The organism is Paenibacillus sp. R14(2021), assembly GCF_019431355.1.
GTDB lineage: Bacteria > Bacillota > Bacilli > Paenibacillales > Paenibacillaceae > Paenibacillus_Z.
The window spans coordinates 5,943,792-5,957,864 of sequence record NZ_CP080269.1 but is presented as its reverse complement, the minus strand read 5'-3'; the positions used below and the strand labels follow the sequence as shown (position 1 = coordinate 5,957,864).

At 56.3% G+C, this 14,073-nt stretch carries 13 protein-coding genes; 1 reads left to right on the top strand and 12 read right to left on the bottom strand.

The window, feature by feature from the left end:
* Window positions 1–146 precede the first annotated feature (146 nt).
* From KXU80_RS27600 to KXU80_RS27585, 4 genes are all read right to left on the bottom strand, one after another.
* Window positions 147–2,939, bottom strand: coding sequence for a ComEC/Rec2 family competence protein (locus KXU80_RS27600; RefSeq protein ID WP_219836266.1), 2,793 nt, complete (start codon window positions 2,937–2,939; stop codon window positions 147–149).
* Window positions 2,940–3,038: 99 nt separating this feature from the next.
* Entirely contained in the window at window positions 3,039–3,569 is a 531-nt protein-coding gene (locus KXU80_RS27595) for a deoxycytidylate deaminase (protein ID WP_219836265.1), read from the bottom strand.
* Between the two features lie 38 nt (window positions 3,570–3,607).
* Window positions 3,608–4,900, bottom strand: coding sequence for a homocysteine synthase (locus KXU80_RS27590; protein WP_219836264.1), 1,293 nt, complete (start codon window positions 4,898–4,900; stop codon window positions 3,608–3,610).
* Window positions 4,901–4,966: 66 nt separating this feature from the next.
* Window positions 4,967–5,467, bottom strand: a complete 501-nt coding sequence (locus KXU80_RS27585; protein WP_219836263.1) for a helix-hairpin-helix domain-containing protein — start codon at window positions 5,465–5,467, stop codon at window positions 4,967–4,969.
* Between the two features lie 323 nt (window positions 5,468–5,790).
* Between KXU80_RS27585 and comER the strand changes: the two genes are divergently transcribed.
* Window positions 5,791–6,630, top strand: a complete 840-nt coding sequence (gene comER, locus KXU80_RS27580; protein ID WP_219836262.1) for a late competence protein ComER — start codon at window positions 5,791–5,793, stop codon at window positions 6,628–6,630.
* A gap of 49 nt (window positions 6,631–6,679) precedes the next feature.
* Here comER and leuS read toward each other — a convergent pair whose 3' ends face one another.
* From leuS to aroE, 8 genes are all read right to left on the bottom strand, one after another.
* Window positions 6,680–9,118, bottom strand: coding sequence for a leucine--tRNA ligase (leuS, locus tag KXU80_RS27575; RefSeq protein WP_219836261.1), 2,439 nt, complete (start codon window positions 9,116–9,118; stop codon window positions 6,680–6,682).
* A 513-nt stretch (window positions 9,119–9,631) separates the two neighbouring features.
* Window positions 9,632–10,387: a class I SAM-dependent DNA methyltransferase gene (locus KXU80_RS27570; protein WP_219836260.1), complete on the bottom strand. Its 756-nt coding sequence runs from the start codon at window positions 10,385–10,387 to the stop codon at window positions 9,632–9,634.
* 17 nt (window positions 10,388–10,404) lie between these two features.
* Complete coding sequence (locus KXU80_RS27565; protein ID WP_219836259.1) at window positions 10,405–11,346, bottom strand: CvfB family protein; 942 nt, start codon at window positions 11,344–11,346, stop codon at window positions 10,405–10,407.
* Entirely contained in the window at window positions 11,343–11,690 is a 348-nt protein-coding gene (gene rsfS / locus KXU80_RS27560; protein WP_219836258.1) for a ribosome silencing factor, read from the bottom strand. Before rsfS ends, KXU80_RS27565 begins: the two co-directional genes overlap by 4 nt.
* Window positions 11,687–12,262, bottom strand: coding sequence for a bis(5'-nucleosyl)-tetraphosphatase (symmetrical) YqeK (yqeK, locus tag KXU80_RS27555; RefSeq protein ID WP_219836257.1), 576 nt, complete (start codon window positions 12,260–12,262; stop codon window positions 11,687–11,689). The genes rsfS and yqeK overlap by 4 nt, the downstream gene beginning before the upstream one ends.
* Entirely contained in the window at window positions 12,249–12,842 is a 594-nt protein-coding gene (gene nadD, locus KXU80_RS27550) for a nicotinate-nucleotide adenylyltransferase (protein ID WP_258171180.1), read from the bottom strand. The genes yqeK and nadD overlap by 14 nt, the downstream gene beginning before the upstream one ends.
* Before the next feature lie 41 nt (window positions 12,843–12,883).
* The gene (yhbY, locus tag KXU80_RS27545; RefSeq protein WP_219836255.1) at window positions 12,884–13,174 is read right to left on the bottom strand and encodes a ribosome assembly RNA-binding protein YhbY; all 291 of its coding nucleotides are present in this window, start codon (window positions 13,172–13,174) and stop codon (window positions 12,884–12,886) included.
* Window positions 13,175–13,199: 25 nt separating this feature from the next.
* Entirely contained in the window at window positions 13,200–14,063 is an 864-nt protein-coding gene (aroE, locus tag KXU80_RS27540; protein WP_219839277.1) for a shikimate dehydrogenase, read from the bottom strand.
* Between the last annotated feature and the right edge of the window lie 10 nt (window positions 14,064–14,073).

The window sequence follows — 14,073 nt, the reverse complement described above, 5'->3', positions numbered from 1 at the left end:
TTTAAATACAATTTAATCCATTTTATTTCGATATGTAGGTTCTGAAAATTGCTCAGAACGGGCTGATGTAATCATTCCGTGGCGCAGTATTTCTACCTTATTTTTCAATAGAATCAGAGAGATTTCAACAAAGGCTTACTCTGGCACTAATCATGATGCTCCAAAAGCCGCTCTCGATGCTCCAGTATGCCCGAAGGACGGATTCGGAACTGGATTTCGCCTCCGGAGTCCGTACGGTAAATGGCAGCACCTCTCTCTTGAAGCCGTGAAACGACGGTCTGGTGCGGATGTCCGTAGGTATTGCTGCGTCCGACCGAAATGACCGCCGCGTCCGGCTTCCAATAGGCGAGCCATTCATCCGAGGTCGAGGATTTGCTCCCATGATGCGATACTTTCATGACGTCGATGGGGTACTGGTTCGCCGCCGCAGCCTCTTCAGATTGCTCCCCCGCCGCTTGCAGCTGCTCCAGAATCGCATGTTCTTCCGCCGCATCCGCATCGCCCGTAAATAGAAACTGCCGGTTATAAAGCGTAATGAGCAGGGCAACGCTCTGACCGTTCTGTTCCTCAATGTCGGGAACGATGTGCGCAGCGGCCTCAGCTTGACTAATCCCTGGAGGTGTTCCAATCGACCGCAAGCTCGTGTAAGAATCCATCGTCCAAGTAAGTCCTTCCGCGGCTTGATACAGCGGAATTCGTGCATCTACCGCCGCGCGAAGCAGTGAAACGGCGTCTTTGGACGCTTTGACCGTTCCGTTCCATAGAATCGCTCGAACCGGAATGGCGTCGACGACGGCTTGAAGACCCTTGATATGGTCGCTGTCGAGGTGCGAGAGAACGAGCAGATCGATGTGATGAACGCCGCGCTGCTGCAGGAGCGGCACGACCAGCTTCTGACCGACCTCGAACGGATCAGCTCGCTGCCTCCACGATTCCTTGCTGCCGAAGGAAACCGCTCCGCCGCCGTCGATTAAAATATGCCGGCCTTCCGGTGTCCGTATATAGACGGAGTCGCCTTGCCCGACATCCAAGAAGTCCACATAAGCGCTGCGGTCGCCATAGTCCGGTGCGTATGCCCCGATCAATAGAGCGGCAAGTGCTGCTATCGCAACCACCAGCGCCAGCGCACCAAATCGCCGCGAGGAGGCTGCCAATGGCAGCGTGATGAACGGTGTCGATGCACCGGCCGGGACCGCCGAACGCAGCAAGCCTGAGAGCGGCTGCGTAGGCGCATCAGTCCCTGATAAAGCAGAAGCAAACGATCCCTTCGAGCCTGACTCTGCCGCCGCTGCCGCGATGTTCGAATCGGCCAAAACATTCCCCTGTTCCGCGGCCGTACGATTCTCTTGGCGCCGCTTTAATAAGAAGAACAACGCTGCAAGCGCCGCATAATAACCGGCCACCCACCAGAGCGCAGGTGTCGCCCATATCAGGCGAAAGCTCTTCATCTCGCTCAGTTTGAAGACGAAGCCGAACGTCAACTCATTGCCAATGGCCGTGATCTCGGCTAGGAGCACACCTGCTGGATGCCACATACCATCCAGCAGCAGCGAAGCTCCGCCAAGCGGCATGACGATGAAGCTGATAAACGGCACCAGCACGAGATTCGCCGCAACGGACAGCAGGTGCAAGCCGTTGAAATAGTATAGCGTAAGCGGCAGTGATACGGCTTGAGCGACCATAGTTACGGATAGCAGATCGAACAGCGCTCCCTTCCACCACGGATTACCGCCGGGGAAGAGCCTGCGCACCGGCATGGCGCCTAGAATGAGACCGGCCGTTACGAGAAATGACAGCTGGAAGCCGACGTTTCCCAGCATATACGGATCCCATAGGAGCATGAGCAGCGCAGCGGCTGCCAGCAGGTGCAGGCCGTCCTTGAGTTTGTGCATGCGCGCCGCAGCCAAGCCGAGCATGGCCATGATACCGGATCGAACGACCGACGGGGATGCGCCCGCAAGCAGAACATAGAACGGCACGGCCGCAATCAAGATAAGCAGCATACGCTCCCGCGTCATGCGAGTCAATCGCAGCAGGCCGCCGAGCACATAAAGAAACACGGCGACATGCAAGCCTGATATGGCCAGAATATGCGTGAGACCGAGCTGCGAAAACTGACGAAACATCGTTGGATCGAGATCCTCGCTTATGCCGAGGACGAGGCCTTTCATGTAGCCGCCTTGGACGCCGGGATAAAGCGCGTCCATTCGCCGGCCGAGCGCGGCGCGCACGGCATCCATATGCTGCAGCTGCGAGGCCAAGCTTAGGCGGGAGCCGGCGCTTGCGCGGACGGCGGCAGCGCCGTCCGCGCCCAGCAGCCAGTGGATGCGCTGGCCGAGCAGGTATCGGCGATAATCAAAGCCGCCGAAATTAGTACTGCTGCCGGGAACCGACAATTCGCCGGTGACGTTCACCTGCTGCCCGCGCCGCCACCCCGCGGCGATTCGCAGCTCTGTTTCCGCCGCGAGCTTGACCTGCACGAGCATGCGCTCCCCGCCGAGCTCGATCGACGACGGCGCATCTCTACCGGTTAGCGAGATGCTTCGCCCCGCCACGCGAAACTGCACACGGTCGCCGTCGATTTCCGGCGCCGACACGATCACCCCCGCCAGTTCCGCTGCATAAACCGCAGCAGCCGCCGGCGAAGACTGAATCGCCGCCGAGTACTGCACCGGCAGCGAGGTAACATTGCGGGCATCGGCCCACATCCGCTGCCCGGCAGCCAAGCCGTACGCCGCCAAGCAAGCTGCGGCGGCCGGCCAGGTCGAGCGCCGCAGCAGGGCGGCTGCGGCCAGCGCCGCCAGCAGCCCGGCACCGGCCAGCACGGTGCCGGGGCCGGACAAGGATGAAGCTGCGGCGCTGCCCAGCACCCAGCAAACCGTAAACCAAACGAGCAGCCTCCGTTCCATCGCATTCCACTCCTTTCTCTTAGCATCCAAACCAAAAAAACCTCCAACCGCACCGCAGAAAGCCTCATCCCCCGTCGGGGCAGAAACCTTGCTATGGCGCAGCCAGAGGTTCTTCCTCATGGTTGCCGCTTACGAAATCACATGCATGCCGGCTTGAGCCGGCGGCTCATAAACGCGCATATGGCGGAACGCAATACCTTTGACCTGCATCAGGGAAATGACCTTCTCGCTGTCTTTCGCGTATATGCGGTGATAGACGATTTCCTTCACGCCGCTGTTTGCCAGCATGTTGGCACATGTCCAGCAGGGCTGATCCGTCACGTAGACGGTGGAGCCTTCGCGGTCGATCCGGTCCGTGAAGAGAAGCAAATTTTGCTCCGCGTGAATCGTTCGGATACAGCGCTGCTTCTTGACCATGCGCTCCACGCCGTCCTCCTCCTTCATCTCCAGCTCCTCGACGATCATGCAGCCGTCCTCCGAGCAGTCTGCGACGCCCATCGGCGCGCCGTTATAGGCGGTTCCGAGCAGCTTCTTGCCCTGTACGAGCACCGTCCCCACATGCCTGCGCGGACAACGCGATCGTGTCGAAACCATATAAGCGATGTCCATAAAATACGTATCCCAGTCTTTTCTCATGATGTCTTGTCCCTCTGCTGTCATTTCCCTGTATGCCATCCTTTCCGAGCTACGGCGCTTGCTTACGCTTGACTTGCCGCCAATGCTTGTGTTAAATCATGCAAAATATCGTCGATGCCTTCGGTGCCCACGGACAAACGAATCATGCCCGGTGCCACGCCTGCGGCAATTTGCTCGTTCTCGTCCAGCTGCTGGTGCGTCGTGCTCGCCGGGTGAATAATAAGCGACTTGGAGTCGCCAACATTCGCCAGATGCGAGAACAGCTCCACGGAGTTGATGACTTTCTTGCCGGCTTCCAGGCCGCCCTTGATGCCGAATGTCAGAATTGCGCTTTGTCCCTTTGGCAGATACTTTTGCGCCAAATCGTAAGACGGATGGCTGGGCAGGCCTGGATAATTTATCCATTCTACAGCTTCATGATTTTCGAGGAATTGTGCGACGGCAAGTGCATTCGCGCTATGGCGCTCCATGCGAAGATGAAGCGTCTCTAGTCCCTGCAGCAGCAGGAACGAATTGAATGGCGCAAGAGCAGCACCCATGTCGCGAAGCAGCTGTACGCGCATTTTGATAATATAAGCAATCGGTCCAACCGCCTCGGTATAAACGACGCCATGATAGCTAGGATCCGGCTCCGTCAGGCCCGCGAACTTGCCGCTGCCTTTCCAGTCGAATTTGCCGCTGTCGACAACGACGCCTCCGATCGACGTGCCGTGACCGCCGATGAATTTGGTCGCGGAATGAACGACGATATCCGCTCCGTGCTCAATCGGTCTGCACAAGTACGGGCTCGGGAACGTATTATCAATGATAAGCGGAATCCCATGTTTATGGGCAATGGAAGCTACGGCTTCAATGTCAAGAATGTCGCCTTTCGGATTGCCGATCGTCTCGGCAAACAAGGCTTTGGTCTTATCTGTAATCGCTGCCTCAAAATTGTTTGGATCGGACGGATCCACGAATTTCACCGTAATGCCGAGCTTAGGCAGCGTTGTTGAGAACAAGTTGTACGTACCGCCGTATAGGCTCGTGGCGGAGACGATTTCATCGCCGGCTCCGGCAATGTTCAGAATCGAATATGTAATGGCAGCTTGTCCGGATGCGACAGCCAGCGCAGCCGGGGCGCCTTCAAGTGCGGCGATCCGCTTCTCGAACACATCGCTTGTCGGGTTCATGATACGGGTGTAGATGTTTCCGAATTCCTTCAGTGCAAACAGATTGGCGGCATGATCGGTATCACGGAAACCGTATGATGTCGTTTGGTATATCGGTACTGCGCGGGAAAGCGTCGTCGGGTCAATTTCCTGGCCTCCGTGTACGGACAGCGTTTCAATCGAAAGCTTTCGTTGCTCGGACATTTGAGTATTCCTCCTCACCGGAATTGACAGTCGGCGTAGGCCGCTATCCCTGTTATTGTCGCATAATCAGGGCTGGAGAACAATGGAAGACTTCATCTTTTCTAGCAATTTAGGACCAATTCCCTTCACGCGGAGCAAATCTTCGACATGCTGAAACAACCCGTTCTTCTGCCGGTCGGCGACGATCGCGGCCGCCTTGGATGCGCCGATTCCGGGGAGCGCGTCAAGCTCGGCTGCTCTCGCATGGTTAATATCGATTTTACCAGCGTTATTCGCTTTGGCGGGGCTTTCAGCTGGAGGCGCCTCAGTCTCGGCATCCTGCGCAGCCGGCAAGTCCTGAACGGTGCTTGACCCGTGTGTTTCTTCGGCAGCTCGCTTCACTTCAGACACTGCTTGATCCGGCTTGCCTTGCGCTGCCTCGGCTGTGTCGCCGTTAGGCACTTTCTTGCTGCCTCCGTCTTGGTGCTCCGCCTTGTCTGCGAGACGCTGCTCAAGAGGGGCAAGCGCCCGGTCTACCTCGGCGTTTACCGCCGTCCAAGCCGGCTGCGGGGCATCACCGCGATGCATGATTGCGGCTCCAACCAAAATAACAGCAGCTGCAATCATACCTGCTATTACAACATTCAATTTCCTAGGCGCCGTGCCAAATCCGGACTGCTTCATATGAAACGCCAACCTCTCAGGACGGACCTTCCGTCCAAAATTTTTCTGAAAATGTCATGTCGGCCTTGCCCGCCCGCATAATGTAGCAAGAGCATGATAATGACACACGTTTGTTCGTAAGCCCATTCCGGTACCGATAAGCGATAACCGTATGGGTCAGGAAGCCGCATCTGCAAAAAGCTGTTGAAGCCGTGCTGTTGCATCAACAGCGCTTAGGAGGGATTGCGATGAATGTCGGGTTTATCGGGATTGGGAGCATGGGCAGTCTGCTAATTGATACCTTTATCGGATCGGGGGCACTCAAGCCGTCACAAATTACAGCCAGCAATCGTACGTTCGCCAAGGCCGTCTGCTTAGCGGACCGCCACCCAGGCCTGCAGGCCGTCCCTTTGAACCGCGATGCGGTGATCGATCAGGATATCATTTTCCTCTGTGTAAAGCCGCTTGAATATAAAAACGTGCTCGACGGCATTCGCGATGCTTTGCTTCCTAATCAGCTCATTATCTCGATCACGAGCCCCGTGCTGCTGGAGCAGCTGGAGGAATCGGTGCCCTGCAAAGTCGCCAAAGTCATTCCGAGCATTACGAATTACATGTGCAGCGGAACAGCCCTCTGCATGTACGGCAGCCGGATGACCGATGCCGACATCCTTCGCTTGAACGGATTGCTCTCGTATATTAGCGAACCGCTCCAAATCGACGAGGCGCATGCGCGCATTGTATCGGATCTCTCCAGCTGCGGACCTGCTTTCATGTCGTTTCTGCTACAGAAGTTCATCGATGCGGCAGTGGAGGAAACCGGAATATCCCGTGAGCAGGCCCGTGTAATTGCAAGCGAGATGCTGCTCGGCACTGGGCAGCTGCTTACTTCTGGCGATATGACGCCGGAGGAATTGCAGGCACGCGTCGCCGTACCGGGAGGCATCACTATGCAGGCGCTTGCCCTCTTGGACCGCGAGCTTGACGGTGTATTCAACAGCGTCATCCGGACGACGCATGCCAAATATCACGAGGATTTGGAACGCGTCGCGGTCTCCTTCTACGGCAAAGAGGTGAACGGCCCTTAACGCATGCTTTGCGTTAAAAGGTCGTTCACCTCTTTGTATGGTATGCCGCTTAACCTACGACAATATTAACGAGCTTGCCCTTCACGACAATCAGCTTGCGAACCGTCTTGCCTGCAATGGCTTCGGAAACTTTGTCCGAAGCTTTCGCGATGCGTTCCATTTCGGCTTCATCGGTGTCAGCTGCAATGGCAATGCGGTCCATGATTTTTCCGTTTACTTGAACGACGATTTCAACTTCTTGGTCGACTGTCCAAGCCTCCTCGTAGGCCGGCCATGCCGCATAGGTCAGTGAACCGGTATGACCAAGCTTCGACCAGAGCTCCTCCGAAATATGCGGCGCAAGCGGAGCCAGCATCTGCACGAAGTGCTCCACCGCCTCGCGAGGCAGCGATTCTGCTTTATAAGCGTCGTTGACGAGAATCATCAGCTGGCTGATTGCGGTGTTGAAGCGCAGATTCTCATAATCGTCCGTCACTTTCTTCACGGTTCTGTGCCAGGTGCGCTTGAACGCATCAGATGCTTCTCCGCCGATTTTCTCGCTCAGCTCGCCGTTCTCGCCAATGAACAACCGCCATACACGGCTCAAGAAACGGTACATCCCTTCGACGCCGTTCGTGTTCCACGGCTTCGTCGCTTCGAGCGGTCCCATGAACATTTCGTACATACGCAGCGTATCCGCGCCGTACTCGCCCACGATATCGTCCGGATTGATGACATTGCCGCGGGATTTACTCATTTTCTCGTTGTTGGTGCCGAGTATCATACCTTGGTTGACGAGCTTATGGAACGGCTCTTTCGTATCTACGACTCCGATATCGTACAGCACTTTATGCCAGAAGCGCGCGTAGAGTAAGTGAAGCACCGCATGCTCCGCGCCCCCGATATACAGATCGACGGGCAGCCATTCCTTCTGCTTCTCTTTGGAGCAGAGCTCTTTGTCGTTATGCGGATCGATGAACCGCAGGTAATACCAGCAGCTGCCCGCCCATTGCGGCATCGTGTTCGTCTCGCGGCGCGCACGCAGGCCTGTTTCGGGATCGATCGTTTCCACCCATTCCGTTACGTTCGCAAGCGGCGATTCGCCCGTGCCAGACGGCTTGATTTGGTCGACGTCCGGCAGCAGAAGCGGAAGCTGATCGTCCGGAACAGGCTTCATCGTGCCGTCCTCCAGGTGGAGAATTGGAATCGGCTCGCCCCAGTAGCGCTGGCGGCTGAACAGCCAATCGCGCAGACGATACGTCACTTTGCCTTGGCCCTTGCCTTCCGCTTCCAGCCATTCGATCGCGCGGGCAATCGCCGCTTCGTTCGTCAAGCCGTCCAAGAAGCCGGAGTTGACATGCGCGCCGTCGCCCGCATAAGCTTCTTGGCTCACGCTGCCGCCTTGGACAACTTCCACGATCGGCAGATCAAACTGCTTCGCGAACTCCCAGTCGCGCTGGTCATGACCCGGAACCGCCATGATGGCGCCCGTTCCATAACCGGCAAGCACGTAATCCGCGATCCAGATCGGCACGCGCGCGCCGTTAACCGGATTAATCGCATAAGCACCCGTGAATACGCCGGATTTGTCCTTGTTCAGATCCGTGCGTTCCAAATCGCTCTTGCGCGCAGCCGTTTCCTGATATTCCTTCACGGCTGCCGCTTGATCAGCCGTAGTAATGGACGCGACGAGCTCATGCTCCGGCGCAAGCACGCAGTACGATGCGCCGAACAGCGTATCCGGACGGGTCGTGAAGACGACAAGCGCCGCATCGTGGCCGTCGATCGCGAACGTCACTTCCGCGCCTTTGGATTTGCCGATCCAGTTGCGCTGCATGTCTTTAATGCTCTCGGTCCAGTCCAGCTCTTCCAAATCCTCGAGCAAACGCTCCGCGTATTCCGTAATCCGCAGCACCCATTGGCGCATCGGCTTGCGGATAACCGGATGATTGCCCCGTTCGCTGAGGCCGTTGATGACCTCTTCGTTCGCCAATACCGTTCCGAGCGCCGGACACCAGTTCACCGGCACTTCCGCAACGTAGGCCAGCCCTTTATTGAACAGCTGGATGAAAATCCACTGCGTCCACTTGTAATAATCCGGATCCGTCGTGCTGAATTCGCGGTCCCAGTCGTACGAGAAGCCGAGCGATTTGATTTGACGGCGGAAGTTGTTAATGTTCTTCACCGTAATTTCGCGCGGATGCTCACCCGTATCGAGCGCATGCTGCTCGGCAGGCAGTCCGAAGGCGTCCCAGCCCATGGGATGAAGCACGTTGTAGCCGCGCATCCGCTTGTAGCGCGACACGATGTCCGTCGCGGTGTAGCCTTCGGGATGACCGACGTGAAGACCTGCTCCCGATGGATACGGGAACATATCCAGCGCGTAAAACTTCGGCTTCCCCGCATCCTCCGTCGTCTTGAATGTTGCATTCTCGTCCCAATAACGCTGCCATTTCGGTTCAATGACTAGCGGGTTGTAGCCCTGCTGTTCTTGTCGTTCCTGTGTCATCTTACATTAGCCTCCCTATTATCTATCCTGTGCAGTTGAATGGCTGCCGCCGAACCTTACGCCTGGCGCAGGTTCACCCCTGTACAAACAAAAAACCTCCCGCCCCCAGCGATAATCGCTAGGGACGAGAGGATTACGCTCCCGTGGTACCACCCTAGTTAGCAGGATCGGTATGCTTTACCGGCTGCTCACTCTTTCCCCTTAACGCGGGCGAAACGGCATGCTTGCCAGCCTCCGAATGACCATCGCGGGCTGTTCACATGCGGCTCCAAGGCGAGTTCGCTTCACACTGGTCCGGCTTGCACCTTCCGCCGGCTCTCTGATCGCAGCGTTCCGAAGCTAATGCTCCTCTTCAACACCTATTGCGGGACGAAACTCCGGCCGTGCAAGTTCCAATCCCTCAGCATTTACAGGGAATTCCCTATAAATAAAAATGGTTAGTTCGATTATAATGAAGCCGATCGGCACATGTCAAGAAAGAAGCGCCCAAGAAGCTGCAAAAGCAGTCAAATTTCACTTTACAGCGGCAAAAAACAACCGTTCCGTCTCATCATCGGCTGGTTCCAGCTTGAAATCCCCAAACATCTCGACGGCCTTGAAGCCTGTCGCAAGCAGCGCTTCCCGCAGCCATTCCGCGTCGTAAGCGCGCTGCACATGCGTTTCCTCGATGCGGGCATATTTGCCGCGCCGGCCGGCTTCCGCTTCAGCAAAGATCGTCAAATGATGCTCGATCTCCACGCGTTCCTCGTCCAGCTCGCAGGTCCAAATATAGGCCACATCCGGCTCGTCCAGCACGAACGGCTGCTCTTCCGCATAGCGGCTCAGCGTCCGCGGCGCATGCACGTCGAACAGGAACAGCCCGCCCGGCTTAAGCCCCCGATGCGTTGCCGCGAACGCACGCAGCACATCGTCCTCTTCGGTCAAATAATTAAGACAGTCGCAGAACGAAATGACGGCATCGGCCGCTTCGCCGATTTCCCATTCCGTCATATCCTGCTGCAGCCAGGTTACGCTTCCGGCGGCTGCGGCGTCACCCCACTTGCTGCGGCCGATCGTCAGCATATCCGATGACAGATCAATGCCGAATACGTTGAAGCCCGAGCGGGCGAGCGGAATGGCGATACTGCCCGTCCCGCAGCCTAGATCGACGATCGTCTTCGGTCTGCCGTACCGCTCCCAGCATGCGTCCGCAAAAGCCAGCCATTGCGGGTATGGCATCTCCGCCATCAGCCGGTCATAGACGCCTGCAAACTGCGTATAAGCCTCCATATTCCGATCAGCCCCCCTTATTCCGGGGAGCCCGGCTGCGCCTGATTCGTCTCATGGTCCTTGTTCTCCGACGACGCCGCCTGTTCGGTCAGCTTGGTCCAGTTTCCGTCCTGCGTCACAAGCCCTTCGCGCATCAATTTGCCGAGCGCACGTTTGAACGCACCCTTGCTGATGCCGAATTTCTGCTTGATGATGTCGGCCTGCGTATCGTCAGAATAAGGCATGGACCCATTCGGACGCTCCTTGATGAAAGCCAGAATCCGATCGGAATCCTCCAATCGGCCGACTTCCTTGCGCTGGTTCATGGACAGGTTCACACGCCCGTCCTCGCGAACGAACGTGACCCGTGCCTTAACCCGCTCGCCGAGACGCAGCAATCGGGTCCGATCATCCGCCGGAATAAACCCATAGGCGCCGAAGCCGAGCACGCCGCCGTCGACCATCACGAATGAACCGATCTTCAGCGTCTTGGTCACCCAGCCTTCGACCCACGTGTTATGCCAGGAAGACGGTGCATGGAAAGCAAGCTCGGCAAGCTCTTCCTCAAACGCGGTCTTCGCGACGAGGCGGCCGATCTTGTCATGTGCCAAAATGACGTGCACCTCATCGCCGCGTTTCGGACGGAGCTCCTTCAGCTCAGGCTGCTCCGACAACGGTAGCAGCAGCTGCCTGCCAAGCCCCATCTCTAGAAAAGCGCCGATTCGCGGATGAATATCCGCAACGGCCAGCCTTGCGACTTGACCAAGTTGGATCAGCGGCGTCTTCATGGTCGCTGCGATGCGGTCCTCGGAATCAAAAAAAAGAAAGACATCATACGAATTATCGATTTTTGGGCGTTTGCCGACGATTTCGGTGTAGTGCATCAGTACTTCCGCTTCGCCGTCGGTCAGAAAATACCCGTAGGGCGACACTTCACGTGCCACCCTGAGATTCATGATCGTGCCTGCGATAAGGCTCATGCAAATTCCACAACCTTCGCATCGGACCAAAGTCGTTCAATATTGTAATATTCACGTTCGTCGCGGTGGAAAATGTGCACGACGACATCACCGATGTCGACGAGTACCCATCTGCCGCTGTCCGTGCCTTCGATTCCGCGGACGCGAACGCCGCGGGATTCTGCTTGCTTGCGAATCTCCGTCGTGATCGCCTGAACCTGAACGTCGGAATTCCCGTGGCAGATTACGAAATAGTCCGCGACGAGCGAAATGTTTTTCAAATCCAACGCTACGATGTTGTGTGCTTTCTTCTCTTCTGCAGCTGCAACTACAACTTGCAGCAGTCCTTCTGGGTTCAATGTCATTGCCCAGCCTCCTTGAGGTGAAGTAGTAAATCGTTCCGAGCTGCAATCGTAAGCGGAAAGATCCGCTTGCCCTGCTGTAGCAGGAAGGAAATCGTGGAATCAAATCCGGCCAGCAGTGCCTGATCCAAATGCTGCATTGCCAATTCTCGGATGCGATCGACACCGGGAAAATCGCGTCCCGGCTCCATATAGTCGGCTAAGCACACGATTTTGTCCATCAAGGTCATACCCTCGCGGCCTGATGTATGGAAGCGGATCGCATCCAAGATTTCAATATCGGATATGCCGTAGTCGCGTTCTGCGATGAATGCCCCGACCGGCGCATGCCATAATTCTTTATCGAAGCGAAGAAGCTCAACCGGCAGTGCTTGTTCACGAATAATCGTTTCCATGCGCGACGTCGCCCAGTACTTCGCGACATCATGAAGAATAGCCGCTTGCTCCGCTCTCACAGGATCGCCGCCGAAGCGCTCTGCGAGCACGATCGAAGTTTCCATTACGCCGAGCGTATGCTTCCAGCGCCGCGCGGGCATCTCGGCCTGGACAGCCGCCATCATCTCATTCCGATTCATAGAGTCTATTCCTTCGGATGAACGAATGCACCTTCTCCGGTACCATAAATCGAATGGAACGGCCCGAAGCAATTCGCGCCCGGATATCCGTTGAGGATATCTCAATCAGCGGCATCTCCACAATCGTCAACTTTTCTGTGATGAATGCCGGCAGTCCTTCCAACTGGAAGACTTCGCCTGCACGTGTCACGCCGATGAATGAGACCAGATCGGCCAGTTCTTCGATCTCGTGCCATTGCGGCAGATCGTTGACGCGGTCGGTTCCGATAATGATGCTGAAGGTTCGGCCAGGGTACAACGCATGCAGCGACTTGATCGTATCGATCGTGAAGCTGATACCTTCCCGCTCCAGTTCAACGTCCATTGCGCGGAAATGAGGTTGAAAATCGATCGCCCGGTATACCATTTCGAGCCGTGCAGCGCCTTCCGCTTGAGGACCATTATCCTTCAGCGGCGGCTGTCCGGATGGGAAGAACCAAATCTCGTCCAGGCCGCATGCTTCCCTTGCCGTCTCGGCAGCTAGCAGATGTCCGTAATGAACGGGGTCGAACGTGCCCCCCATAAATCCTACTTTTGTCACTAGCCGAAGCTCCTCTCGCATCCATCTACAAGCAAGCCCTCTTAGGGAAGCTCGATCGTTTTATGATCCTTGGATTCTTTGTAGAGTACAATTGTTTTGCCGATGACTTGAACGAGCTCTGAGCCGGATTCTTCTGCAAGCCATTGACCGACTTCCCGCGGATCGTCCGAGCTGTTATTGAGCACGGAAACTTTGATCAGCTCGCGAATTTCGATGGCTTCTACGATATGGCGAACGAGATGATCGTTCGTGCCGCCTTTGCCAACTTGGAAGATAGGCTGAAGATGATGCGCAAGAGAGCGCAAATGACGTTTTTGTTTGCCTGTTAACATAGGTTGTGTTCCTTCTCTCATGAAATTAACTATTGGACTGGAGCGCCGCGAGCACTGTTTCCCGCATCGCTGCCGCCGGTGCCGGCTGTCCCGTCCAATATTCGAACGCGTAAGCGCCTTGATAAATAAACATACCAAGTCCGCCGTGAATACGGCAGCCCTGTTCCTTCGCTTCTGCCAAGAAACGCGTCGTCAGCGGGTTGTAGATCAAATCGCTGGCAACGGTTCCCGGTCTCAGCCAGACGCTTTCAAGCGGCGTCGCCTCCACATTCGGGTACATGCCGAGCGAGGTCGTATTAATGACAATATCGCTCTCGGCGCAAGCATCTCGAAGTTCGTCTTGGCCAATCGCCCGAATGGAAGGCACGAGACCGCGGAATGCGTCGGCAAGCTCCTGCGCGCGGGCAACCGTCCGATTCGAGATGGTCACGGAAGCGACGCCTTCCCCGGCCAGCGCGTACAGTATCCCTCTCGTCGCTCCGCCCGCACCGACAATGAGCACGCGCGCTCCCGTCAAATCAGGCTGCACTTCTTCTTTGAGGGACCGGACATAACCAATCCCATCTGTGTTATAGCCGACCAGATGACCGTCATTGTTGACAATGGTGTTTACGGCTCCGATCGCGTGGGCGCTCTCGTGAACTTCATCCAGCAGCGGCATGATATCCAGCTTATGCGGAATCGTCACGTTAACGCCTCGAATGCCCATGGCTCTGACGCCAGCTATGAAATCGCCGAGACGTTCCGTCGTAATATGAAAGGCGGTGTAGACCCCATTAATGCCGCATTCCCGAAAAGCGCGGTTCATCATGATCGGCGATTTAGAATGCCGGATCGGATCGCCGATTACGCTGTATAGCACGGTATGACTGTCCACCGCGTTGCCCATTGTCCCTCTC

Bases quoted from the DNA above. Each gene is read 5' to 3' on its own strand.
- rsfS (WP_219836258.1), bottom strand. From the start codon at position 11,690: ATGACATTGAACCCAGAAGGACTGCTGCAAGTTGTAGTTGCAGCTGCA.
- leuS (WP_219836261.1), bottom strand. From the start codon at position 9,118: ATGACACAGGAACGACAAGAACAGCAGGGCTACAACCCGCTAGTCATT.
- yqeK (WP_219836257.1), bottom strand. From the start codon at position 12,262: ATGAATCGGAATGAGATGATGGCGGCTGTCCAGGCCGAGATGCCCGCG.
- KXU80_RS27570 (WP_219836260.1), bottom strand. From the start codon at position 10,387: ATGGAGGCTTATACGCAGTTTGCAGGCGTCTATGACCGGCTGATGGCG.
- aroE (WP_219839277.1), bottom strand. From the start codon at position 14,063: ATGGGCAACGCGGTGGACAGTCATACCGTGCTATACAGCGTAATCGGC.
- KXU80_RS27590 (WP_219836264.1), bottom strand. From the start codon at position 4,900: ATGTCCGAGCAACGAAAGCTTTCGATTGAAACGCTGTCCGTACACGGA.
- yhbY (WP_219836255.1), bottom strand. From the start codon at position 13,174: ATGTTAACAGGCAAACAAAAACGTCATTTGCGCTCTCTTGCGCATCAT.
- KXU80_RS27565 (WP_219836259.1), bottom strand. From the start codon at position 11,346: ATGAGCCTTATCGCAGGCACGATCATGAATCTCAGGGTGGCACGTGAA.
- KXU80_RS27595 (WP_219836265.1), bottom strand. From the start codon at position 3,569: ATGACAGCAGAGGGACAAGACATCATGAGAAAAGACTGGGATACGTAT.
- comER (WP_219836262.1), top strand. From the start codon at position 5,791: ATGAATGTCGGGTTTATCGGGATTGGGAGCATGGGCAGTCTGCTAATT.
- KXU80_RS27585 (WP_219836263.1), bottom strand. From the start codon at position 5,467: ATGCATCGCGGTGATGCCCCGCAGCCGGCTTGGACGGCGGTAAACGCC.